Origin of the sequence: Dysgonomonas sp. 520 (assembly GCF_010501095.1) — a bacterium.
GTDB lineage: Bacteria > Bacteroidota > Bacteroidia > Bacteroidales > Dysgonomonadaceae > QVMP01.
Map to the genome: position 1 here is coordinate 45963 of NZ_QVMP01000003.1, position 25245 is coordinate 71207.

General features: G+C 40.3%; 12 protein-coding genes. 11 read left to right on the forward strand and 1 reads right to left on the reverse strand.

Going from position 1 to position 25245, the window contains the following annotated elements:
• Nucleotides 1-6 precede the first annotated feature (6 nt).
• The 3 genes from D0T56_RS02705 to D0T56_RS02715 are packed head-to-tail and all read left to right on the forward strand — an operon-like array spanning nt 7 to nt 5341.
• Nucleotides 7-1740, forward strand: coding sequence for a hypothetical protein (locus tag D0T56_RS02705; protein ID WP_185153821.1), 1734 nt, complete (start codon nt 7-9; stop codon nt 1738-1740).
• 11 nt (nt 1741-1751) lie between these two features.
• A complete protein-coding gene (locus D0T56_RS02710; RefSeq protein WP_163318596.1) occupies nt 1752-3173 on the forward strand; it encodes a sialate O-acetylesterase in 1422 nt (473 codons plus the stop codon).
• A gap of 50 nt (nt 3174-3223) precedes the next feature.
• Nucleotides 3224-5341, forward strand: a complete 2118-nt coding sequence (locus tag D0T56_RS02715) for a glycoside hydrolase family 97 protein (RefSeq protein ID WP_163318597.1) — start codon at nt 3224-3226, stop codon at nt 5339-5341.
• Between the two features lie 228 nt (nt 5342-5569).
• Here the strand turns inward: D0T56_RS02715 and D0T56_RS02720 are convergent, their stop codons facing one another.
• The gene (locus tag D0T56_RS02720) at nt 5570-6451 is read right to left on the reverse strand and encodes an AraC family transcriptional regulator (protein ID WP_163318598.1); all 882 of its coding nucleotides are present in this window, start codon (nt 6449-6451) and stop codon (nt 5570-5572) included.
• A 149-nt stretch (nt 6452-6600) separates the two neighbouring features.
• Here D0T56_RS02720 and D0T56_RS02725 point away from each other — a divergent pair, with 149 nt between their 5' ends.
• From D0T56_RS02725 to D0T56_RS02760, 8 genes are all read left to right on the forward strand, one after another.
• Complete coding sequence (locus D0T56_RS02725) at nt 6601-7974, forward strand: sugar porter family MFS transporter (protein WP_163318599.1); 1374 nt, start codon at nt 6601-6603, stop codon at nt 7972-7974.
• Nucleotides 7975-7990: 16 nt separating this feature from the next.
• Nucleotides 7991-9799 (forward strand): glycoside hydrolase family 2 protein, encoded by a 1809-nt coding sequence (locus tag D0T56_RS02730; RefSeq protein WP_163318671.1) that lies wholly within the window; start codon nt 7991-7993, stop codon nt 9797-9799.
• Nucleotides 9800-9877: 78 nt separating this feature from the next.
• Nucleotides 9878-13249, forward strand: coding sequence for a DUF5107 domain-containing protein (locus D0T56_RS02735; protein ID WP_163318600.1), 3372 nt, complete (start codon nt 9878-9880; stop codon nt 13247-13249).
• Between the two features lie 118 nt (nt 13250-13367).
• On the forward strand, nt 13368-15548 hold the full coding sequence (locus D0T56_RS02740; RefSeq protein ID WP_185153822.1) for an alpha-galactosidase: 2181 nt from the start codon (nt 13368-13370) through the stop codon (nt 15546-15548).
• A gap of 134 nt (nt 15549-15682) precedes the next feature.
• Nucleotides 15683-17617: a glycoside hydrolase family 97 protein gene (locus tag D0T56_RS02745; protein WP_163318601.1), complete on the forward strand. Its 1935-nt coding sequence runs from the start codon at nt 15683-15685 to the stop codon at nt 17615-17617.
• Between the two features lie 455 nt (nt 17618-18072).
• Nucleotides 18073-21213 carry a TonB-dependent receptor gene (locus D0T56_RS02750; RefSeq protein ID WP_163318602.1) on the forward strand — a complete coding sequence of 1047 codons (3141 nt, stop codon included), beginning with the start codon at nt 18073-18075 and terminating at the stop codon, nt 21211-21213.
• Between the two features lie 19 nt (nt 21214-21232).
• Nucleotides 21233-22849: a RagB/SusD family nutrient uptake outer membrane protein gene (locus tag D0T56_RS02755; RefSeq protein WP_163318603.1), complete on the forward strand. Its 1617-nt coding sequence runs from the start codon at nt 21233-21235 to the stop codon at nt 22847-22849.
• A 98-nt stretch (nt 22850-22947) separates the two neighbouring features.
• Nucleotides 22948-25227: a glycoside hydrolase family 97 catalytic domain-containing protein gene (locus tag D0T56_RS02760; protein ID WP_163318604.1), complete on the forward strand. Its 2280-nt coding sequence runs from the start codon at nt 22948-22950 to the stop codon at nt 25225-25227.
• Nucleotides 25228-25245: the final 18 nt, after the last annotated feature.

Below are 25245 nucleotides of genomic sequence, written 5' to 3' on the forward strand. Positions count from 1 at the left end.
CAAAATATGAATAAAATTTGCGTTCTGATATTGGCATTTATCTTTTCCGCAGTAGCTGTCTTCCCTCAGCACGGGTCAAAAGACGAATTCCTTATAATGGATATGGTTCATCATAATCCGGGCGAGCCGCTTACCGTATCAGAATTCCGTAAACCGGAAAAACTGGCATCATACAATTTTAACGGCATGGTGATAAATGAATTTAAGTTTCCGCAATGTGCTGTTAGTTTCGAAAAGTTTGATAAACGGATATTTCCGAAAGGATCGGAAGATAGGAAATGGGTAGAAAAACTTACTAAAGAAATTCGTTCACAAATTGATGAATGTCACAAAAATGGTTTGAAAGCATATTACTTTACCGATATAATTGTGCTACCAAAAAAACTTGTAGAACTATACAAGAATGAAATATGTGACGAAAACGGACGAATATCGTTCGAAAAGCCTAAAACATGGGAGATACATCGTGCGATGCTTAAAGAACTGTTCGAACGTTTCCCCGAAATGGACGGATTGGTAATACGCACCGGTGAAACGTATACCCACAATATTCCTTATCACATGGGAAATGGTCCGGTAGATTATCACAACCGATATGACGAAAGCATTAAGATACACACACAATTAATGCAATTATTGAGGGAAGAGGTCTGTGTGAAAAGGAACAAGAAGGTTATATATCGGACATGGGATTTCGGATTCTTTCACACACGTCCCGATTACTATATTGCTGTTACACAAAATGTAGAAACACATCCCAATCTGTATATTGCTATTAAGCATACCGATGGAGATTATTTCCGCACTTTCCCATTTAATAAAACAATAACATTGGGCAAGCACAAGCAGGTGGTTGAAGTTCAGTGTCAGCGCGAATATGAAGGGAAAGGTGCTTACCCCAACTATGTGGCAAATGCTGTAATATATGGTTTTGAAGAAACCAAGAACGACCCGGCTCCCCGATGTTTGAATGATATTAAGAATCATCCGTTATTTTATGGAGTTTGGACTTGGTCACGCGGTGGCGGTTGGCATGGGCCGTATATATCGAATGAGTTTTGGTGCGATATTAATACGTATGTCATGAGCCGATGGGCGAATAATCCCGACAGAAAAGAAGAAGATATTTTTAACGAATATGCTGTTAAACAAGGGATAAGTGAAGAGTCTCTGCCTTATTTCCGTAAATTATGCTTGTTGACTCCTGATGCCATTATCCGAGGCAGAGGTTCTTTGATACATGATGTAGAGGTGACTTGGACACGGGATCATTATCTGGGTGGAATTGAACGGAACCAAAAAGTTTTTGATGAGATAGTCGATAAAAATATAGTATCTGAATCGTTATATGAGATGAAGACTGCAACCGCTATTTGGAAAGATATAGTAAATTTATCCCGAAAAGTAGAATGCAGCGATAAAATGACAGAAGAATATATCCGCATCTCATCTCAATATGGTTATCTGCTTCATGCAATAATGGAGCAAGGATGGGCGGTTATATTAAAAGGTTATTATGGTGACAAAACAGGAGAATATGATTTGATTTCGATGAAAATTGCTATTGAAGAATATGACAGATTATGGAGCGAATATAAATCGTTAAAAGACAATTATCCTCAATGCGCATCTTTATATTTTGACCAATACCTTGAATGGGATGCTAACGATAAGCATAAAATTATTCTGATTGATGGCATGGGAGCTTCTGTCGATAAGTATAGAAAATTAATGAAATAAAATAGTAACGAATGAAGACAAAAATAATAATAATTTGCTTGTTGTTTTTGGCAACTTTACCCCTTTCAGCAAAAATAGAATTGCCTACTATATTGGCTGACAATATGGTATTACAACAACAATCGAGTGTGAAATTATGGGGTAAAGCCCATCCGAGGAAAGAAGTAAAAGTAATTCCGTCATGGAATAATAAAGCGTATACAGTAAAGTCTGACTCTAACGGAAAGTGGCTTCTACAAGTAGAGACTCCTGTCGCCGGAGGTCCTTACGAAATAAGCATCAGTGACGGGGAAGAAACTGTATTGAAAGATATACTCATAGGCGAAGTCTGGTTTTGCTCAGGACAGTCTAACATGGAAATGCCTTTGAAAGGTTTTCCCGGACAACCTGTTGAAGGAGGTAACGATATGATAGCAAAAGCTAACAAATCGACCCCAATACGGATGTACACAACCAAAAATAAGTTCAGTAAAACCCCTCTGGAAGACATTGAAGGAGGATGGACAAATCACACTTCGGAAGACATATCCAATTGGAGTGCTACAGCCTATTTCTTCGGAAAATACCTTCACGAAACACTAGAGGTTCCTATCGGTTTGGTAGTATCGGCATGGGGAGGCTCAAAAATAGAGGCATGGATGAGTGAAGACGCATTAACGTCTTTCGGTGAGTTCGATTTATCCCATCTGAAAGGTGATGTTAAACCAAGCACTCAAAACCATCACGCACCATGTTATTTGTATAATGCTAAACTTCACCCACTTATCAACTATACGATAAAAGGCTTTCTTTGGTATCAGGGCGAAAGTAATCGGGATAACCCCGAATTGTACGAAAAGCTGCATCCGGCATTTGTGAAAAATATACGGAACAAATGGAATATTGGAGACTTCCCATTCTATTATGTACAAATAGCTCCGCATGGTTACAATGATCCTGATGGATTTCAAGCTGCCAAACTTAGAGAGATTCAATTTAAGAATATGAAAGAAATACCTAATTCGGGGATGGTGGTAACCATGGACATCGGGGAAGAAAAGTGTATTCATCCTGCCAAGAAGCAAGAAGTTGGCAACAGGCTCGCTTATTGGGCTTTGTCCGGAACATACAATAGAAAAGGTTTCGGATATGCTCCTGCCGAATATAAGTCTATGGAAATCAAGGAGGGGAAAATAATCCTCACATTCAATTATACCTCATCTCGTTGCGTGACTCCTATTTCTACGAATTTAGAGAACTTTGAAATCGCAGGCAACGACAGGGTTTTTTATCCGGCTAAGGCTTATGTAAGCAGCGGAAAAGTTATTGTTTCGAGCGAAAAAGTACCGGAGCCTGTAGCTGCTCGCTATGGATTCAGGAATTATGTAAAAGGAAACCTCAAGGATGACAGTGACTTAGCTGTATCTTCTTTCAGAACGGATAGCTGGGAGTAAGATGATACCTGACAAAAGAAGGAATATAAATGAATTAATCTAATAATCACATGAAAAAACTATTATTACTCTTAGTCTTTTGCTTGATAGCTAGGATAGCTATGTCTGAGGAGCTTAAGTCACCTAATGAGAAATTAGTGATGAAGTTTTCTGTACAGGATGGAGGAATACCGTCTTATGAATTGTCTTATAAAGGGAAAAAAGTAATAGACCTAAGTAGATTAGGGTTGGAATTTATCGGAGAAAAACCTTCGTTTTATGACAACTTTACAATAGTGAATGTGAAAAATGCGACATTCGACGAAACATGGCAGCCTGTATGGGGTGAGACAAGTGATATTCGCAATCATTATAATGAAATGGAAGTTACATTGAGCCAAAGGGAAACTGGGCGAAATATGATACTCCGTTTCCGCTTATTTGACGATGGGCTTGGCTTTCGTTACGAATTTCCTACTCAAGACAGTCTAACCTATTTTGTAATAAAAGATGAATTGACTCAGTTTGCCATGACAGGAGATCATATTGCTTTTTGGATACCGGGAGACTATGATACGCAGGAGTATGATTATACAACTTCACGTTTATCCGAGATCCGGGGTTTAATGAAAGGTGCAATCACTCCGAATTCGTCACAAACATCATTTTCCCCCACGGGCGTTCAAACGGCTTTGATGATGAAAACTAACGAAGGATTATATATCAACATACACGAAGCTGCTCTTATCAATTATTCTTGTATGCATTTGAACCTGGATGATAAGAACTTTGTATTTCAATCCTGGCTCACACCCGATGCCAACGGAACCAAAGGACATTTACAGGCTCCATGCCATACACCTTGGCGTACTATTATAGTGAGTGATGATGCATGCGACATTCTTGCATCTAACCTCACATTGAACTTAAATGAGCCGTGCAAGATAGAAGATACATCATGGATTAAGCCTATGAAGTATGTGGGGGTATGGTGGGAAATGATCACCGGAAAAAGTGAGTGGTCATATACAGATGAAGTGGCTGGTGTAAAAATCGGATCAACTGATTTTTCTAAAGTTAAGCCTCATGGACGTCACGGAGCAACTACGGCCAATGTAAAAAGATATATTGATTTTGCTGCACAACATGGATTTGATGGAGTATTGGCTGAAGGATGGAATATCGGATGGGAAGACTGGTTTGGTTTATCTAAAGACTTCGTTTTCGATTTTCAAACCCCTTATCCGGACTTTGATATTGAAGAAATTCATCGTTATGCAAAATGTAAAGGCGTTAAAATGATCATGCACCACGAAACATCCTCGTCTGTTCGCAACTATGAACGGTTTATGGATGATGCGTATCGGTTAATGAACAGATACGATTATCCGGCAGTAAAAAGCGGTTATGTAGGAAATATCATCCCTCGTGGAGAAAAACATTATAGCCAATGGATAAATAATCACTATCAATATGCTATTGAGAAAGCTGCAGAATATAAGATAATGGTGAATGCTCATGAGGCTGTGCGGCCTACAGGTGTTTGTCGTACCTGGCCAAATCTGATTGGAAACGAATCGGCTCGTGGAACAGAATTTCAGGCTTTTGGTGGAAGTAAACCAAATCATACTACAATATTACCTTTTACCCGTTTGATTGGTGGCCCTATGGATTATACTCCCGGAGCTTTCGAAAATGATATTAGTAAATATAATCCGAATAACGATTCGTGGGTAAACACAACTCTGGCAAATCAATTATCTTTATACGTAACCATGTCCGGTCCACTTCAAATGGCTTGTGATCTTCCTGAAACTTATGAAAAATATATAGATGCATTTCAATTTATTAAAGATGTAGCATTAGACTGGGATGAATCAAAATATATTGAAGCCGAACCAGGAGAATATATTACAGTTGCGCGAAAAGCAAAAGATTCAGATGACTGGTTTGTTGGAAGTACAAATGGAGAAAAAGGGCGGAACAGCATTATTAATTTCAATTTTCTTGAAAAAAATAGAACATACATTGCTACTATTTATTCTGATAACCATGATGCCCATTACAAAACGAATCCTCAAGCATATAATATTCGCAAAATGCAAGTAACTAATAAATCTAAACTATCGCAATACTGTGCTCCCGGAGGAGGGATGGCTATTAGTATATGCCCCAAGAAAGATAAGTGACACCCGATTTGCACACACACACACACACACTTGGGGAATCGTAGGTAATACTAAAGTCGTGCCTGTTAATCAGAGGGTCCTTGGTTCTAGTTCAAGAGGAAGAGCAAGAAAAGCAGCCACTTACAATACGATGTAAGTGGCAGCTTTCTTTTTTGTTTGCACACGGGTTGCACATAGTTTATGTCAAACAGTACAACGATATTCAAAATATTGAACCCCCATGGTCTATTAATTCTTATATCTTTTTCGATACTCTTTCGGAGTTATTTCCATTTCCAGCTTGAATGCTTTTGAGAAATGAAAAGCATCGAAAAAACCTAGTCTGAATGCTATTTCTTTGATTTTCAGGTCGGAAAACTGAAGATAAGAACAAGATCTCTGTATCTTTAGCTGATTGTAATAATCCATTGGAGGATACGATGTCTTTTCGGTAAATATTGCTCCAAATCTGGAGGCGGAATAGCCTACATGATCGGCTATGTCCTTTAATAATATTTTTTCTTCAAGATTTTCTTTCATAAATAAGATTGCCCGTTGAACAACGTCAACCTCTTTCACAACATTTATTTCCCTATACTGATCAAGATATTTGATGGAAGCTAAAAAATACATTAAACAAAAACTAACATATTCGAGATTTTCGGGACTATACCCCTTTTCAAGGTTTTGATACATTTCTTCGAACAGCACAAACCTGTCGCCAAAGCGGCTTTTGTCCGATTCGGGAAGGGTTATCAATCGTCCGATCAAAGATTGGAACATGTCTACATTCTCGCCTTTGAAATGAAACCAATATATATACCACGGGTTCGAATTTGACGAACCATACGCATGTGCCTGATCGGGTGGGAATATAAAAGCCTGATTTTTGCACAGTTCGTGCCTTTCTCCATTCAGTTCTATCCATCCGGCTCCCGCTTCGCAATAGATGAAAACAAACTCGTTTGTACCTTGCGAACGTTCCCTGAAGTGAAACTTTGCCTTTGGGTAATATCCGATGTGGGTTATATACATCTGGCGGGTTATTTTATTGCCTGCCTGATAGTGTCGTATATTATATGGTGTGACAATTGCCTTTTCACCCTTGAACCCATCTGCTATTTTTTCCATAATCGCTTTAAAAAATTCGTATATATATTGCAGGAAGTAATATGAGGTGAAAATAGTTATATTTTACATGTTTTCAAAATTATTGTGTATATTTTATTCGTAAATAACATTCTACTTTTGTATCATAAGTTAACAAACAGAAAAATAACATGTCAAAAACAACACCTTATCTACTATTAATATCTCTGGTTTCGGCCATGGGCGGTTTACTTTTCGGTTACGACTGGGTGGTAATCGGAGGAGCGAAACCTTTTTATGAAGTCTTTTTCGATATAGCCGATTCAACAGCAATGCAAGGCTGGGTAATGGGAAGTGCCATTCTCGGATGCTTGATTGGTGTGATGATATCGGGAAGTATGGCCGATAAGTATGGGCGTAAGCCGTTGATGATATGCGCCTCGATAGTGTTTATCGGAGCCGCAATAGGAACAGGTGCTGTTGATAACTTGAACTGGTTCATTTTCTACCGGATACTTGGAGGTATAGGTATTGGGATAGCATCCAATCTTTCGCCGATGTATATAGCCGAGGTTTCGCCGGGAAATGTCCGTGGAAAATTTGTGTCGATCAATCAGTTGACTGTTGTGATCGGGATTTTGGCGGCGCAAATCACCAATTGGCTGATCGCCGATCCTGTGATACCGGGAGAAGATATTCTGACATCGTGGAACGGGCAAATGGGTTGGCGTTGGATGTTTTGGGCAGGAGCGGTTCCGGCAGTGTTCTTTTTCGTCCTCATTTTCTTCATCCCCGAAAGTCCACGTTGGTTGGCAGTTCAAGGGCAATATGAAAGATCAGGTTCTATCCTTTCAAAAATAGGCGGAAAAGATTATGCTGTTGCTGAAATAAAAAATATACAGGCTGCTATCAACAGTGTAACAGAAAAGGTTCGCTTCAAAGATTTGTTCAAAGGCAAGATGTCGAAAATATTGCTGATTGGTATCGTCATCGCCGTATTCCAACAATGGTGCGGAATCAATGTTATTTTTAACTATGCGCAGGAAATATTTTCGGCTGCCGGTTACGGAGTTTCCGACATCCTGTTCAATATAGTTGTAACCGGAGTAACGAATGTAATATTCACAATTGTGGGTATGTATACAGTAGATAGGCTAGGGCGCAGAGGTCTATTGATATTAGGATCTGTCAGTTTGACTTGCATCTATGCCATTCTGGGAGCGTGTTACTATTTCCAAATCACAGGAATTGCAGTTCTGGTATTGGTGGTAGCAGCTATCGCAAGTTATGCTATGACGTTGGCTCCTGTTGCATGGGTGGTTATTTCCGAAATATTCCCTAACAGGGTAAGAGGCATGGCAATGGCCGTATCAACATTCTCTTTGTGGACGGCATGTTTTGTACTTACATACACATTCCCTCTGTTGAATAAGGGACTCGGAGCATACGGCACATTCTGGTTGTACGGGGTTATATGCTTGGCAGGATTTATCTTCATCAAGAAAAATCTACCCGAAACAAAAGGCAAATCGTTGGAAGAAATAGAAGAAGAATTAACAAAATAAATCTTCAAAAAAGATGATGAAAAAAGTCATATTCTCCATGTTATGCATGTGCTGTATCTTTCCGATAAAGGCACAACAGGCTGAACTTGTAACAAACATTGCTGCCCGTAGCACCTTTTCGTTAAATGGTCTTTGGAAAACTATTGTAGATCCGTACGAGGAAGGTTATTATGATTCACAACGTAACCCCATTAAAAATACGTATGGCTTGGATAAAGCTATTACCGATAGAACGACTTTGCAGGAATACGATTTTGCGACAGATAAATCGTTATATGTTCCCGGCGATTGGAATACACAGCGTCCCGACTTGTTTTACTACGAAGGCACTGTCTGGTATAGAAAATATTTCGACTATCAGGTAAAAAACGGGAAACGGGTATTCCTGTATTTTGGAGCTGTTAATTACGAGGCAATTGTTTTCCTGAATGGTAAGGAATTAGGTAAACATATCGGAGGGTTCACTCCTTTCAATTTTGAAGTTACAAACTTGTTAAAAGATGGAGAAAACTCTGTTGTTGTGAAAGTTGACAACAAGAGAATACCGGAAGGAGTTCCGACAATTATTACCGATTGGTGGAACTACGGAGGAATCACCCGGGATGTGAAATTGATAGAAACCCCCGAAACTTTTATCAGGGATTATTATCTACAGTTAAAGAAGAACGAAAACACTAAAATAGAAGGTTGGATTCAGCTTGATGGGATAAACAAAAATCGACCGGTAACGATAGAAATACCTGAGTTAAAAATTAAAGTAACATTGCAATCCGACGAAAAAGGCTTTGCTTCTTTCGAACAGTCGGCAAAACCGACATACTGGTCACCGGAAAATCCGAAACTGTATGTAGTAAACATTGCTTCCGGAGAAGAATCTCTGAAGGATGAAATAGGCTTTCGCACAATCGAAACAAAAGGTTCAAAAATACTGCTGAATGGCAAAGAAACATTTTGTCGGGGCATTAGTATTCATGAAGAAGCACCAATTAGGACAGGTCGGGCATATTCTCTGGATGATGCAAAAATTCTGTTAGGTTGGGCTAAAGAAATGGGTTGCAATTTTGTCCGTTTGGCTCATTACCCACACAACGAGCATATGGTGCGTGAAGCGGAAAGGCTGGGATTGATGGTTTGGGCTGAAATTCCCGTTTATTGGTCAATCCATTACAAAAACCATGATACTTATCAAAATGCGGAGAATCAATTAGCTGACATGATTACGCGCGATAAGAACAGATGTAATGTCATTATTTGGTCGTTGGCGAATGAAACACCCCGAAATAAGGAACGGTTCGAATTTTTGTCGAAACTGGTACAAAAAGCGCGTTCTATGGATTCGTCTCGTCTTATATCGGCAGCAATGGAAAAAGTAGAAAAAGAGAAAGATGTGCTGACTGTTGAAGATGATCTTTCACAATTGCTTGATATTGTAAGTTTTAACCAATATGTAGGATGGTATGATGGTTTGCCCGAAAAATGTGACCGGGTGAAATGGGTCTTTCCTGAAGACAAGCCTGTCTTTATCAGTGAGTTTGGTGGCGGAGCTTTATACGGAATGAGGGGTGGAATGACCGATCGTTTTACCGAAGATTTTCAAGAAGACTTGTATAAAAGAAGTGTGAAGATGCTAGACCAAATACCCAATCTTTCCGGTACAACTCCCTGGATATTGATGGACTTCAGATCGCCTCGCAGGCTATTGCCCGAAATACAGGACGGATTCAACCGTAAGGGTTTAATATCAGATAAAGGTCAGAAGAAAAAGGCTTTTTATGTCATGCAAAAATGGTATGAAGAACTGGAAAAAAGATACAATAATAAATAAAGCACATAGAACCACACAAAAATTATAAGCCTTAGTCTCGATACAAGGCATTTTCATTTAAACAAATTGAACTAAGAAATGGAAAAAATTACAGAATACCTGATTCGTCCAACCGTTACTGAAAAAGGGGTTGTGCGTGCATGGGAAGAAAAAATCATGCTGCCTACATATCAGGTAGGGGAAGAGGAAAAAAATCCTATTTTTTTAGAAAAGCGTGTCTATCAAGGTAGTTCGGGCGTGGTTTATCCATACCCGGTGATAGAAAAAATTTCGGATGAAAAAGTAGATAAGCAATACAGGGCTTTCTTCATCGAGAATGAATACCTGAAAATAATGATACTCCCCGAACTGGGAGGCCGTGTACACATGGCATACGATAAGGTGAAAGAACGTCACTTTGTCTACTACAACCAAGTTGTGAAACCTGCACTGGTAGGTCTTACAGGCCCTTGGATTTCGGGAGGTATAGAGTTCAACTGGCCTCAGCATCACCGTCCCAGCACGTTTATGCCTACCGATTGTTCGATAGAAGAAAATGCGGATGGCAGCAAAACAATCTGGTGTAACGAAGTAGAGCGTATGTTCCGTACGAAAGGTATGCAAGGATTCACTTTGCATCCGGGCAAAGCGTATCTGGAGATCAAAGTGCAGGTTTATAACCGCACGTCTTTCCCTCAAACATTCCTTTGGTGGGCAAACCCAGCCGTGGTGGTGAACGATGGGTATAAATCTGTTTTTCCGCCCGATGTGCATGCCGTATTCGATCACGGAAAGCGTGATGTATCTAATTTCCCTATTGCAACGGGAGTTTATTATAAGCAAGATTATTCTGCGGGAATTGATATTTCTAAATATAAGAATATTCCTGTGCCCACATCCTACATGGCCATTAAGTCTAAATTCGATTTCGTGGGAGGATACGAAGACGATGTGCAGGCAGGTTTGTTGCACGTAGCCAATCACAATGTGTCTCCGGGGAAAAAACAATGGACATGGGGACATGGCGATTTTGGTGTGGCTTGGGACAGAAACCTGACAGACGAAGATGGACCATACATAGAGCTGATGACAGGTGTTTATACAGACAATCAGCCTGACTTCACATGGTTGCAACCATACGAAGAAAAGTCGTGGGTGCAATATTTCATGCCTTATGCCGAAGTAGGTTATGTGAAAAATGCTACAAAAGAGGCAATGGTGAATGTGGAAACACAAGACGGAAAAACAGAGGTTATTCTGTACACAACAAGCGCATTTGAGAACCTTCACATTGTGTTGAAACATAAAGATGGTAAAATATTTTTAGATGGAAAGATTAATGTTTCGCCCGATAAGCCTTACAAGAATGTCGTAGAAACCGACGTTCGGGAAGTTGAAGATGTGGTTTTCGAACTCTACAAGGAAGACGGGAAATTGATGCTTTCTTATCAAGCCGAAAAACCGGAGATAAAACCTACTCCCGACCCGGCTCGTGCGGCAAAAAATCCGGAAGACATAGCTTCTATGGAACAATTATATCTGACCGGTTTGCATTTGGAACAATACCGCCACGCAACATACAATCCTTTCGATTACTATTTTGAAGCATTGAAGCGTGAACCGGGAGATGTACGTTGCAATAATGCAGTTGGATTGTTGTATATGCGTCGTGGACAGTTCGAAAAGGCAGAGCCGTATTTCAGAAAAGCCGTAGAAACCTTGACCGAACGCAATCCGAACCCTTACGACGGAGAGCCTTACTACAACCTGGGCTGGAGCCTGAAAATGCAAGGCAAGGATGATGAAGCCTACGAAGCCTTTTTCAAATCGGCATGGAATGCAGCTTGGCAAGACCCTGCATATCTGGCGGTGGCACAAATAGACAGTAAAAGAGAAAACTGGGAGGAAGCCTTGGATAATGTAGAACGCAGCCTTATCCGTAACTGGCACAATCATAAGGCCCGTCAACTGAAAGCCTCCATTCTGAGGAAGATGGGACGTAAAGAAGAGGCTCTGAAATGGATAGCCGAATCTCTGAAAATAGACCGTTTCAATGTGGGTTGCCGTTTCGAAGAATATTTATTGATAAACGACGCTGTCGTTTTGCAGCAAATATATGAACTTACACGTGGTTCGGCTCACGATTTCATAGAATATGCTTTAGACTTTGCTGCTGCCGGACTTTACGACGAAGCAGAACAACTGTTGAAGGAGTTTGTCGCTTACAGCAAATCGGTAACGGGACAAGAAAATTCAATCTATCCGATTGTGTATTATACACTGGGTTATTTTGCAGTGCAAAAAGGTGATAACACCCAAGCTGCGGAATACTATAAGGAGGCAGTGAAGCAAAATCCTGAAAGATGTTTCCCTAATCGCATCGAGGAGGTGAATATATTGAAGAAAGCGATAGAGCTAAATCCTTCCGACCCTAAAGCTCCTTACTATCTGGGTAACTTCTGGTATGGCGCACGTCAATACGATGAGGCAATTGCCGGTTGGGAGCGATCGGCTGCTATTGATGATACATATCCAACCGTTTTACGCAACCTTTCGTTAGCTTATTACAACAAACGCAACCAAAAGGCAAAAGCACGGGAGATGTTAGAAAAAGCATTCTCGCTCGATACTTCCGATGCCCGCATCCTGATGGAATTGGATCAGCTATACAAGAAAACCGGAGTTTCTCATAAAGAACGATTGGCTTTCCTTGAAAAGAATTTGAGTTTGGTAGAACAACGTGACGATATGTGTATCGAGCGTATCACATTGTATAACCAGATGGGTGAATATGAAAAAGCAAAAGATTTGATGGCAAACCGGAACTTCCATCCGTGGGAAGGCGGCGAAGGAAAAGTTACAGGTCAGTATACTTTGTGCAGAATTCAGTTGGCAAAGAAAGCTATTGCAGACAAACGCTACGATGAGGCTATACAATTGCTGAACGAAACCGAGTCATACCCTCACAATCTGGGAGAAGGAAAACTGGCTAATGCAGAAGAAAACGATATACATTATTATAAGGGACTGGCTTATCAAGGATTAGGAGACACGGCTAAGTCGCAACAATATTTCATGTTGGCAACACAAGGTTCGGACGAACCTCAGCAAGCATTCTTCTATAACGACCAGCAACCGGACAAAATATTCTATCAAGGATTGGCATGGCGTGCCTTGAACGAAGAAGATAAAGCCAGAAGCCGCTTCAATAAGCTGATATCTCATGGCGAAAAGCACCTGTTTGATGATTGTAAGATAGATTATTTTGCCGTATCGCTGCCCGATTTGGCCATCTGGGACGACGACCTGAATGTGCGGAACAAAATCCATTGTTATTATGTAATGGGGCTCGGACATTTCGGTTTGGGAGAGAAAGAAAAGGCTGAAAACTTTTTGTCGGAACTAAGAAAACTGGACATAAACCATCAGGGAGGACAAGTTCATCTGAATGAAGTAAAGGAAAGATTATAAATTCAACATTTCTGTCATTAATTGACAAGTTTGTATGTAATGCCCGAGCCGTTCGGGAGATATATTTGCAACTGAAGAACCGGGCATTACGACAAATTATTTTAAACTAAAGTATATCATGAAAAAAAGCAAATTAATCTTTTTAGTTACTTTATTGGTTTCATGTTTTTCTGCGAAAGCAGTAGAATATATACCGATAACGACAAACAACACCTGCCTGGTGTTGAAGGTGAACGACAAAAACAGGTTGGAGCAAACCTATTTCGGAAAGAAAGTTAAAGACATGGGCGAAATGAAGACCGTAGATCAGGAAACATTTGCTTCCTATTCTACATTCGGCACAAACCATGTTTTCGAAGCCGCTCTCAGGGCAATACAAGCAGATGGTAATACGTCTACCGAACTGGGATATGTATCTTCTTCCGTGAAGAAAATAGATGGTAATATCACACAGACTACAATTGAGTTGAAGGATGAATATTACGATCTTTTCGTAACAATAAACTACAAAGCCTATCAGCAGGAAGACATCCTTGAGCAATGGGTAGAAATAAAGAACGGACAAAAGAAAAGCATAAAATTGACAAATTTTGCTTCTTCCGATTTGTCTTTCAATGCAACCGAATATTATGTCAGTCATTTTCACGGCGATTGGTCGAACGAAATGAACATATCGGAGCAAAAACTGACAGAAGGTATCAAGATTGTAGATTCAAAATTGGGTGTTCGCACAAATCAATTCACACATCCTAGTTTCATCCTTTCGCTGAACCAGCAAGCATCGGAAACTTCGGGTGAAATAATCGGAGGAACATTGGCTTGGCCGGGCAACTTCCAATTCTGCTTCGAAGTAGATAATTCTAACAAGCTACGTGTTATTTCGGGTGCAAATCCTTATGCATCGGAATATACATTAGAGAAAAACGAAGTGTTCAAAACACCATCTCTGTTATTTACATACAGCAACGAAGGAACCGGCAAAATGACTCGCGATTTTCACCGTTGGGCAAGAAAATACGGCATCAAAAACGGCAATAAGGAAAGAAGCATATTGTTGAACAACTGGGAAGCTACATATTTCGATTTCGACGAAGCTAAATTGACCCGTATTATAGACGATGCTGCAAAAATGGGATTCGAGTTGTTCTTGCTCGACGACGGATGGTTCGGAAACAAGCATCCACGTAATGCCGATAATGCAGGACTTGGCGATTGGCAAACAAATACAAAGAAATTGCCGAACGGTATTCCTTACCTGATAAACGAATGTAAGAAAAGAAATATCAAATTCGGTATTTGGGTTGAACCTGAAATGGTTAATCCCGACAGTGAACTATACGAAAAACATCCTGATTGGGTGATTGCACAACCACATCGTGAGAGAGTTTTGCAACGCAACCAGTTGATTTTGGATTTGAGTAACCCCAAAGTACAGGAGTTTGTGTACAATACAATTGATAACATCTTGACAGAAAATCCGGGCATTGAGTACGTGAAATGGGATTGTAACCGCTATGTGTTCAACTCAGGGTCATCATATCTTCCTGCTGACAAGCAAAGCCACTTATTTATTGATTATTCAAAAAATCTGTTGGAGGTTATGAACAAAGTGAGCAAAAAATATCCGAATGTCACTTTCATGGCTTGCTCAGGCGGTGGTGGACGTATCGACTATGGTTCGATGAAACATTTTGATGAGTATTGGATTAGCGACAATAACGATGTGCTTCAAAGAATTACAACTCAATGGGGTGCTCAGTACTTCTTCCCTACTATTGGTTTGGCTAGCCACGTATCAGTTGCGCCTAACCACATCACAAACAGAAGTTTCTCGCTTAAGAGCCGCTTCGATATAGCTATGGCTGGCAAATTGGGTATGGACTTGCAACCATCTCAAATGACAGAGAAAGAATACGAATTCTCGAAAAATGCTATTCAAAAATACAAAGAAATACGCAGCACAATTTTGATGGGCGACCTTTACCGGATTCTTTCTCCGTACAAACAAAACCGCACAACGTTCATGTATGTGAATGATAATAAGAGTGAGGCTATTGTTTTCAACTTCTTGGTGCGGAAAGAAATATATCCTACGCCTCCTACAATTGTATTGCAAGGTCTTGATCCTAACAAGAAATATACATTGAAAGAAATCAATAAAGATCCGGACGATTGGTCACGATTCTCTAAATACGAAGGTAAAACCTTTAGTGGAGATTACTTGATGACCGTAGGATTGCATTTTGCGATGTATAATGAATACGAAAGTTTGGTTATTCAATTGAACGAAACCAAATAAACCCACTTGCTTTACTCGTAACTGTCCCGAAGGACGAAGTAACTTGTAACTAAGTAAAATGTAACATTAAATCCTATCAATTACTTAAAATGAAATATACCATATCAAGATATATTGCTTTAATAGGTTTTTTAATGATTTTCAGCTTTTCGTCCTGTACAACCACGGGGCGAAAGGTGGAAATCACATCTCCCGATGCCAAATTGAAGCTCGTTGTTTCTGTGCAAGATTCGCTCATGTATAGTGTATACTATAAAGGCAAGGAGATAGTAAAGCCATCATTCATTGGTATGGAGCTTTCCGGCGATTTCTTAGGAAAAAATCCGGTTGTAAAAGATATTCAGGAACGTAAAGTAGAGGAAACAATAAAACCGCTGTATGGCAAATTCGATACTCTGAAAGATAACTACAACGAAACAACTATCAGCTTCGAGGGTGGGTATTCGTTGGTGTTGAGAGCCTATGACGAAGGCTTGGCCTATCGTTTCGTAACGGATATGGCAGACGAAATTGTTGTAACAAACGAAATGATGCAACTGAATTTGTCTGGAGATCCGTCGACCCAATATGCCGAAACGGATAACTGGACATCTTGGGAACTGGCTTATATTGATTACGAATCAGCATCTTCTGTTGCCGACGGGAAAAAGGCTATCACACCATTATTGTTCTCATATCCTGACGGGGTCAGATTGATTGTGGCCGAATCGGATGTTTTGGATTATCCGGGCATGTACATGGTGAAAGACAGTGTCGGTTTTCATGCTGCGTATGCGCAATATCCCGATAGTACGGCTTTGGGCAGTTGGGGATTTGTTTCCGTTGTTCAAAGAACATGCGATTATATCGCAAAAACCAATGGCAAGCGCAACTTTCCGTGGCGTGTATTCATCCTTACGGACGATGATAAGAGCCTGTTGACGAACGAAGTCATTTACAAACTGGCAGAGAAACAACGTTTCGATAACACATCGTGGATAAAGCCGGGCAAGGCTGTGTGGGAATGGTGGCACGATGCCATGCTGCCGGGTGCGGATATTCCATCGGGTATGCCGAACCGAAATACCGGCCTGTATAAGTTTTATATTGACTTTGCTGCCGAAAACGGAATCGAATATTTGATGATTGATGCCGGATGGTCTGATATTTTCGACCTCTCGAAAGTGAATCCTAAAGTAAACGTACAGGAAATCATTGATTATGGAAAATCGAAGAATGTAGGTACATTCCTTTGGTGCGTAGCTATGGCTTTGACAGAGGAAACGGCAGACCAATATTTGAAAATGATTCATGATTGGGGTGCGGTAGGATTGAAGGTCGACTTCTTCGACAGAGACGATCAGTTGGCGATGGACTGGTATGAAATGATTGCAGCGAAAGCGGCAGAGCATGAATTGATGATAAACTATCACGGATGTAGCAAACCAACGGGAATGCAACGTACCTATCCCAATATTATCAATTTTGAGGCAGTTCGGGGAGCAGAATGTTCGAAATGGGATTTGACAGCAAATCCTAAACATCATTTGATATTTCCTTTCACACGTATGTTGGGTGGAAGTCTGGATTATACACCGGGTTCGATGCGCAACCGAACACAGAATATGTTCCGTCCTATCGATCCGGGACTACCCTTGACTCAAGGAACAAGATGCCACGAGTTGGCGATGTATGTTATCTACGATCAATATTTTGCAATGCTTTGCGATTCGCCAATGGAGTATCGTAAGTATCCCGATATAATGAAATTCTTGTCGGATGTTCCGGTTTCTTTTGATGAAACAATAGTATTGGATGCGAAGATAGGAGAATATGCCGTTTTGGCTAAACGAAAAGGTGACGACTGGTATGTTGGTGCATTAACCGATTGGACGGCTCGCAATGTGGATATAGATTTCACTTTTCTACAAGAGTGTCACGGTTACACGTTATATTTGTATAAGGATGGAGAAGATGCGAACCAAAATGCGGAAAGTTACTTATACGAAACAAAAAAAGTGACATCAGAATCAAAGATTACAATACCACTTTCGGCAGGAGGAGGATTTGTTATGATGCTGAAAAAGTAATATGAATGTTGCATATTTTTTGATGAAATACATGTAGAATGCGACAATTCAACATTTGTGTCATTTATTGACAAGTTTGCAATGCAACCGTTTGGGCTTTACCATATAGATTTGCACAATAGCAGGGCAACTAAATTTGATACTATACCATTTAAAACTCAAAATAACCTAAGATGTATTATAATATATTACGCAATATAAAAAACATAATACTTAACATCCGCAATTTGGTTGTTACGGGTTGTTTGTTAGAGATACTCACCGCAATTTGTACGGGATTTGGAAAAAATAATCGTTACACAAGAAACCGGATTTTGAGTCCGTATTCTTATGCCTTACAGCGTCTCGATCGGGAAGTCTGAGCTTTCCGCTCAAGGCGTTGTTGTTTATGTGTATAACTAAAATAAATGAATGTAAATAAAGTTTTTTTTTATTGAATCTAACTGTTAATATTTATGAGGAAAACACAATTTTTCATTACACTGTTACTGTTGTTCTTTTGCTTGCCTATGGTAGCGCAAAACGTTACAGTAAGCGGAACAGTAACAGACGCCTCCGATTCGGAATCGTTAATCGGAGTGAGTGTCGTCGTAAAAGGTACATCCATAGGTACTATTACAGACTTTGATGGTAAATACAGTTTGGCTGTGCCATCTAATTCGGAGTTGGTATTTTCTTACTTGGGCTACACGGATAAAGTAGTTAAAGTAGGGAATCAAACAACTATTAATGTCAAGCTAGAGAGCAATACTCAAGACTTGGATGAGGTGGTTGTTGTAGGAACTGTTATGAAGAAAAGCGACTTGACAGGAGCCGTTGGTAGCGTTAGCGGTAAGGTATTATCCGAAAAACCTGTTGTTTCCATAAACCAGGCTCTACAAGGACGTGTAGCCGGTGTTTTGGTAAACAGTGCGGCAAAACCGGGTGATGACTCAAGCATCAAGATTCGTGGTATAAATACTATCAACGGATCAACCGACCCTATCTATGTGGTTGACGGTTTGGTTATGGATAATTTCGGAGGAGGGTTTAACTCTATCAATGTGAACGACATCGAGTCTATCGAAATTATGAAAGATGCTTCTTCCACAGCTCTTTACGGATCTCGTGCAGCAAACGGGGTTGTTGTGGTTACAACAAAAAAAGGAAAAAGAGGAGATGGCAAAGTAAACTACGATGGATGGTTCGGGTTCCGCACTTATGCGAGTATGCCTAAAAAAATGAACTCAAGGCAATTGTACGAACTTCGTCTGGATGCGGCTTCTAATAGTTATAAGGCCACACATCCAAATGCAACAGAAGCCGAATTTGAGCAATTTCTGAATGATAGGGTATACACTCCATACGATCCGGGAATTCCGGGTAAGACAGACCCAAGTGGAGGTTATGTATTCGGAAAATATGAGATGGATGCATACGCCGATCCTAACTTCAAAGATTATGACTGGTTGGATGAAGTAACACGTACCGGACTTGAGCAAAATCATGCTGTAAGTTTTTCGGGTGCTTCCGACAAGGGTTCTTACTTCTTGAGCTTCGGATACTCGGATCAGTCTGCTATGGTGAAAAAACTTAGCAATGAAACCTATACAGGCCGTATCAATGCCGACTTCAACATTAAGCCTTGGTTGAAGGTAGGAACTAACACTTCTTATGTGCGTTCGGAATCGCAAATTCAAACAAGTAACAATACCGATGCCACCGACGATGTTTATGACAAAGCTCGTGGCGCGAACCCTATGTTACCAATCAGCGATGTGCTTGTTTTGAATTATGGTGACTATTACGACCAAAACTACTTCAACCCACTGAACACATTGAGAATAGATAACGACCGCACCCGCAATCGTCTTATCTCATCTAATTTTATAAATGTAAATCCGATAGCAGGATTAAATATTCGTAGTTCTTTCTCATTGAACTATTTGGAAGAAACCCGTTTCAGATATACTCCTAATGACATTCAGCAATCGATACGTTATGCTCATAATGGTGAAGCAATGCATACCCGCGATCAGAGAATGATGTGGCAATGGGAAAATACAGTGTCGTATGACAAAACATTCGGAATACACCGTATAAATGGAGTATTGGGTACAAGTGCATCCAAAACAGAAAGAGACTATATGGGAGGTACAGCTCGCGGATATGATACTAATGTTCTGAATTGGTATGATTTGGGTGGATCGGGTAACGTCGAAAACCGTTCGTTGGTTTCAGATTTTGTAACATCTTCACTAATGTCATACTTTGTTCGTGCAAATTATGTTTACGATAATAAGTATTTTTTAACGGCAACAGCTCGTTATGATGGGTCTTCTAAGTTTAGGTCTGGTAACAGATGGGGACTTTTCCCTTCATTCTCTCTGGCATGGGATATGGTACAAGAAGATTTTATGAAAGATCTGAACTTCATCGACCAATTGAAACTGCGTGTCGGCTACGGAAAAGTAGGTAATCAGGAAATTGATGATTATTCATATTATACACAGTTCTATGCAAAAGCAACTGCCCTACAATCGTTGGGTCTGGTGCGTCCCGACAGGATGGGTAACAGAAACATCAAGTGGGAAAGCCAAGGTCAGTTCAATGTTGGTTTCGATTCCGGGTTCCTGAACAATAGGATTCGTTTCTCGGCAGATTATTTTCATATAACAAACAAAAACCTGCTAATGAAACGTGAGGTAGCTCCTTCTATGGGACATAAAGATGTGTATGAGAATGTAGGAGAGATAGTGAACCAAGGGGTTGAGTTTTCGGTAGAAGCAAAACTTGTGAACACAAGTGATATTAAATGGAACGTTTCGGCAAATATTTCTGCCGACAACAACGAGGTGAAAAAACTAGTTGGTGGTGTTGATTATGTTTTGAAATATGACAATGACCGCAATCTTCAAAAAGAAGGCAACTTGTTTACAGGGAAATCTCGTAACACAATTTATATCTGGAAAACCGGAGGTATTGCTCAGGAAGCTGATATGGAACGTTTCAAAGATATGGACTGGGCTGGTCGTCAAGTAAATCCGGGTGACTTGTATCCACAAGATATTTCTGGCCCTAACGGAGTGCCTGACGGAAAGATGGACGACTATGACCGTATATTGATTGATGCAGACCCCGATTTTTATGGAGGTTTTGCCACAGACTTTACCTACAAGGGTATTTCTTTAAATGCAGTATTTACTTACTCGTATGGTGCTAAAAAACTTAGCTACATTTATGAATCGATGATAGGAAGTAATGGTAAAGGGCTTGCATCCAAAGATTTGCTGGATCGCTGGACTCCGGAAAACACAGGAGCTAAATTCCCTCGTCCTATACTTAACGACCCTAAGGGAAGTAATTACAGTGTATTCTCTGCCAGCGACATGAACCATTCGGTGCAAAGCGCGTCATATCTGCGTTTATCTACATTAACGTTAGCTTATACACTACCTCAATCATTACTTCAAAATGTGAAGATAAGTAATTTGCGCCTCTACGCAACGGCATCTAACTTGTTCTGTATAACTCCATATAAAGGTTATGATCCGGAAACAGGAGACTGGTATCCTCCAACAAGGATGTTTACGTTCGGTGTAAATCTATCATTCTAATTTGTAAAAACTGAAATTTATGAAAACAAAGAAAATTTACATAAAAACATTAACTATAGCAGTCCTGTTTGCTGCTGGAGCTTTCTCCTCGTGCAGCGATTTTCTGGATCAAGAGCCTAAATCGAAAGTTCCAACAGAAAACCTGTATCAGGATGTTCAGACGGCAAAAATCGTAATAGACGGTTTGTATGTTTCTTATAACAGGGCAAAAGCCGGACGTGACGGATTCACTTTTTCACTTTTGGGTACAGATGAGGTTAAACAAGGAATTGTTCAGATGGGCGATGCCTCTCAGGCTAGCTTAGATTATTACAATGGACGATTGAACGGAACGTCGCCTCAAGTCAACACAATGTGGTCGAAAAGATGGCCGGCAATAAATACTGCATCCGAAGCCATTTTGGGTTTGAAATTGCTAGCTGATAAAGAAACGGAAGAAAGTGCGTTGAAAAACATTACGTCGCTCAAAGCAAGTGTACATTTTATCCGTGCAATGTCTATGTTCGAGATTGCTATGTATTGGGGTGAGATTCCTGTTATAGAAGTTGATGATCTTAAAAATACAGCAAATATAGATAGATCCAGACAGCCTTTGGATGTGGTTTGGAAACAGATTCATGACGACCTTGAGTTTGCTTCAAAAAATCTGCCAACAGGTAAACAAGCAAACGGGAATCAGGCTACTCAAGGGGCGGCTATAGCTATGTTGGGCAAACTACACATGTATGCTCCGGAAGCAAGCGGTTTCCGTGACTATGACAAAGCCATCGAATATTTTAAGCAGATAGAGAAAACTTACAAACTGGAAACTAAATATGCAACACTATTTGATGAATATGGTAAATGTGAGTTCAACTCAAACGAATCGATCTTTGAATTGGATTTCACACCCAACGATCTTGCTCCGGCTCATTGGCAGTGGGATATGGGATCGCGCACGTTAGCAAATTTAGGTGAAAGTTGCTATATCGGAGGCTATGATGTATCTCTGCCCACCGAGTATGCTTATAAAATGAAATCGGATGGCGGACTATGGGAAGATGGCGACCAACGCCGTGCTGTTAGTATTCGGGAAGACTATACCTATATGGGGGTAACATATACAGTGCCATCGTGGGGAGCTGACGAATTAGACCCGCATATCAAGAAATGGGAAGACAGACGTCTCGATAATTACACAAAAGAAGATCAGGCAAAAGATACTAAAAACGGAAGAAGTATGTATTGGTCGGGTAAAAACTACCTGTTTTTACGCCATGCCGACATCTTGTTGTGCTATGCAGAATGTTTGAATGAAACAGACAAAACCTCGGAAGCCATGGATATGGTTAATACGGTGCGTAAACGTGCTTGGGGAGGAAAACTACCTGCCGACAAAGAATGGAAAGGTTTGTCGAAAGAACAATTCCGTGTCGAAATTATGGACGAGCGTATGCGTGAACTTTGCTTCGAAGGATGGCGCAGAATGGATTTGATCCGTACAGGGAAATTTGCCGATCTGATTAAAGAGCGTAACAAATGGGCAAAAGAATCGGGAACGATCCAAGATTACCATATGCTTTATCCGATACCTGAGGTTGAAATCAAGAACAATCCTTTCATGTCGATGGAAAAGGATCAAAACCCGGGCTATTAATACTCTAAGTATCAGCAATAATATGCTTGAGTGTATATTATTGCTGATATTAATTATCTCATAAAAATGAATAGAGATAACCAAAACAAACTAAGATAATGAACAAATTTTTATTTTTTACACTGTTTTTTGTAACCGGAACCTTCACTTCGTTGTGGGCTGCCGACTATGATGTGATTTCTCCCAACAAACAAATAAAAATGAAATTGCATGTCGACGGAGGAACTACGTATGAAGTTTGGCATGGCGAAACACAGTTGATCAAAGAATCAGCCATTAGCTTAAACCTGTCTGACGGGATGGTTATTGGTGCTGGCTCAATAAAAAAGACCAGCAAAAATACTGTTAACAGTCAGATAGATGTAGTTGTGGGGAAAAACAAAACCCTGACTGAAGCATACAATGAACTGACAATAGAGTTCAAAGAAAACTACAGCCTCATTGTAAGAGCTTATGACGAAGGTGTTGCATATCGTTTCGTGACAAATCTTGATAAAGACATAGTTATAAACAGTGAAACTGCAATTTTCAACTTCGTGGGCAATACGAAGGTCTACTTCCCCGAATGTGATACAAATACTTCTCAAGAAACCGGAGACAATGGTGTTAAGTATAATATCCATCAGGGTTTTCGCAATTTCGAACGGATATACAACACATACAATATCCCCGGAGCTATTGGGGCGAATAAATTTTCGGTTACTCCGGTTTTGTTCGAGTTCACTTCTACTCCTTACAAATTGGTTGTAACGGAAGCCGATACTTATGATTATCCGGGAATGTATATGGAGCACAATGATGCCGGAGGCAATAGGTCGATGCGTGGAATGTGGGCCAAATACCCTAAAAAAGTAATGGACCCTAACAACTATTACTCCAACCACCTTGTGTATGAGCGTGAAAACTTTATCGTTAAAACAACAGGTGCACGTACTTTTCCTTGGCGTGTTATAATCCCTGTTGATGAAGATAAAGATTTGTTAAACAATGAATTAGTTTACATGCTGTCCGAGCCTTGTAAAATAGCTGATACGTCATGGATCAAACCGGGCAAAACAGCTTGGGAATGGTGGCACAAAGCTATGCTCGAAGGTGTGGACTTTCCGGTTGGGAATAACAACCTGAGTGTGCAGTTATATAAATATTATATCGACTGGGCATCAGAGAATGGACTTGAGTATATGACTTTTGATGCAGGATATCATGAAGATTGGCTGTTTGAATTGTGCGATTATGCTAAGACAAAAAATGTAAAAATTATAGTTTGGACGTGGGCTAGTTGTGTCAACGAATATTCTGGTGGCGATTGGATTAAGAAAATGAAAGCCTATGGTGTTGCAGGGGTTAAGATCGACTTCTTCGAGCGCAACGATCAGATAGCTATGCGTTGGGGGCATGAGTTTGCAGAAAGATTGGCAAAGAGTAAAATGGTGGCACTATATCATGGATGCCCTGTACCAACAGGATTGAGCCGTACCTATCCTAATATATTGAACTATGAGGCTGTACGTGGTGCGGAAGATAATTTCTGGAGAAGTATCGTTACTCCCAACTATCATACTCAGTTCCCATTTATACGAGCCCTTGCCGGTCCGTATGACTATACTCCGGGTTCGTTGCGAAACAAAACAGCAGCAGAGTTTTATCCCGTTGATAAAGACAACACCGTACCTATGAGTATGGGAACACGCGCTCACGAACTGTCTATGTATGTGATATTTGACCAATGGTTAGGATATCTGTGCGATTCTCCTACCGAATACAACAAATATCCGGACATACTGGATTTCCTTAGAACAGTGCCAACCGTTTGGGACAAGACAGTTCCGTTAGATTCCAAGTTGGGTGAATATATATTGATGGCAAAACAAAAAGGCCTAGACTGGTATATAGGTGGAATGAGCAACTGGGACGAGAGATGGGTAGATGTAGATTTCAGCTTCTTGGCCGATGGCGTTACTTATAATGCCACAATACTGAAAGATGCTCCAAGTTCGAGCACAAAACCTACCGAATACAAGTGCGAAGAGGTTACGATTACGAAAGACACAAAACTAACTATCCGTATGGCAAAAGGCGGTGGTTTTGCGATCCGATTGAAAGACCCTTCCGGAAGCGGTATAGCTGATAATGATAATGAAAAAACTGCTTTGTCTATTTCGGTAGACAAAGCAACTTCAACTCTTTCCGTAAAATCGAAAGATCCTATTCAATCTATTCAGGTTTACAACAATGCAGGACAATGCCTGATAAGCAGAAATGTAGCGGAGACCGGATTCACTTCTCAAGATATAGACCTGTCCGGAGTTGGTAAAGGATTCTATATTTTAAAAGCAGATACAAAAAACAAGACTTTTACAGAAAAGTTTATTTATTAACAAATTAACCTAATTAAG

Coding starts and splice junctions, on each gene's coding strand:
- D0T56_RS02705 (WP_185153821.1), top strand. CDS start 7: ATGAATAAAATTTGCGTTCTGATATTGGCATTTATCTTTTCCGCAGTA.
- D0T56_RS02710 (WP_163318596.1), top strand. CDS start 1,752: ATGAAGACAAAAATAATAATAATTTGCTTGTTGTTTTTGGCAACTTTA.
- D0T56_RS02715 (WP_163318597.1), top strand. CDS start 3,224: ATGAAAAAACTATTATTACTCTTAGTCTTTTGCTTGATAGCTAGGATA.
- D0T56_RS02720 (WP_163318598.1), bottom strand. CDS start 6,451: ATGGAAAAAATAGCAGATGGGTTCAAGGGTGAAAAGGCAATTGTCACA.
- D0T56_RS02725 (WP_163318599.1), top strand. CDS start 6,601: ATGTCAAAAACAACACCTTATCTACTATTAATATCTCTGGTTTCGGCC.
- D0T56_RS02730 (WP_163318671.1), top strand. CDS start 7,991: ATGAAAAAAGTCATATTCTCCATGTTATGCATGTGCTGTATCTTTCCG.
- D0T56_RS02735 (WP_163318600.1), top strand. CDS start 9,878: ATGGAAAAAATTACAGAATACCTGATTCGTCCAACCGTTACTGAAAAA.
- D0T56_RS02740 (WP_185153822.1), top strand. CDS start 13,368: ATGAAAAAAAGCAAATTAATCTTTTTAGTTACTTTATTGGTTTCATGT.
- D0T56_RS02745 (WP_163318601.1), top strand. CDS start 15,683: ATGATTTTCAGCTTTTCGTCCTGTACAACCACGGGGCGAAAGGTGGAA.
- D0T56_RS02750 (WP_163318602.1), top strand. CDS start 18,073: ATGAGGAAAACACAATTTTTCATTACACTGTTACTGTTGTTCTTTTGC.
- D0T56_RS02755 (WP_163318603.1), top strand. CDS start 21,233: ATGAAAACAAAGAAAATTTACATAAAAACATTAACTATAGCAGTCCTG.
- D0T56_RS02760 (WP_163318604.1), top strand. CDS start 22,948: ATGAACAAATTTTTATTTTTTACACTGTTTTTTGTAACCGGAACCTTC.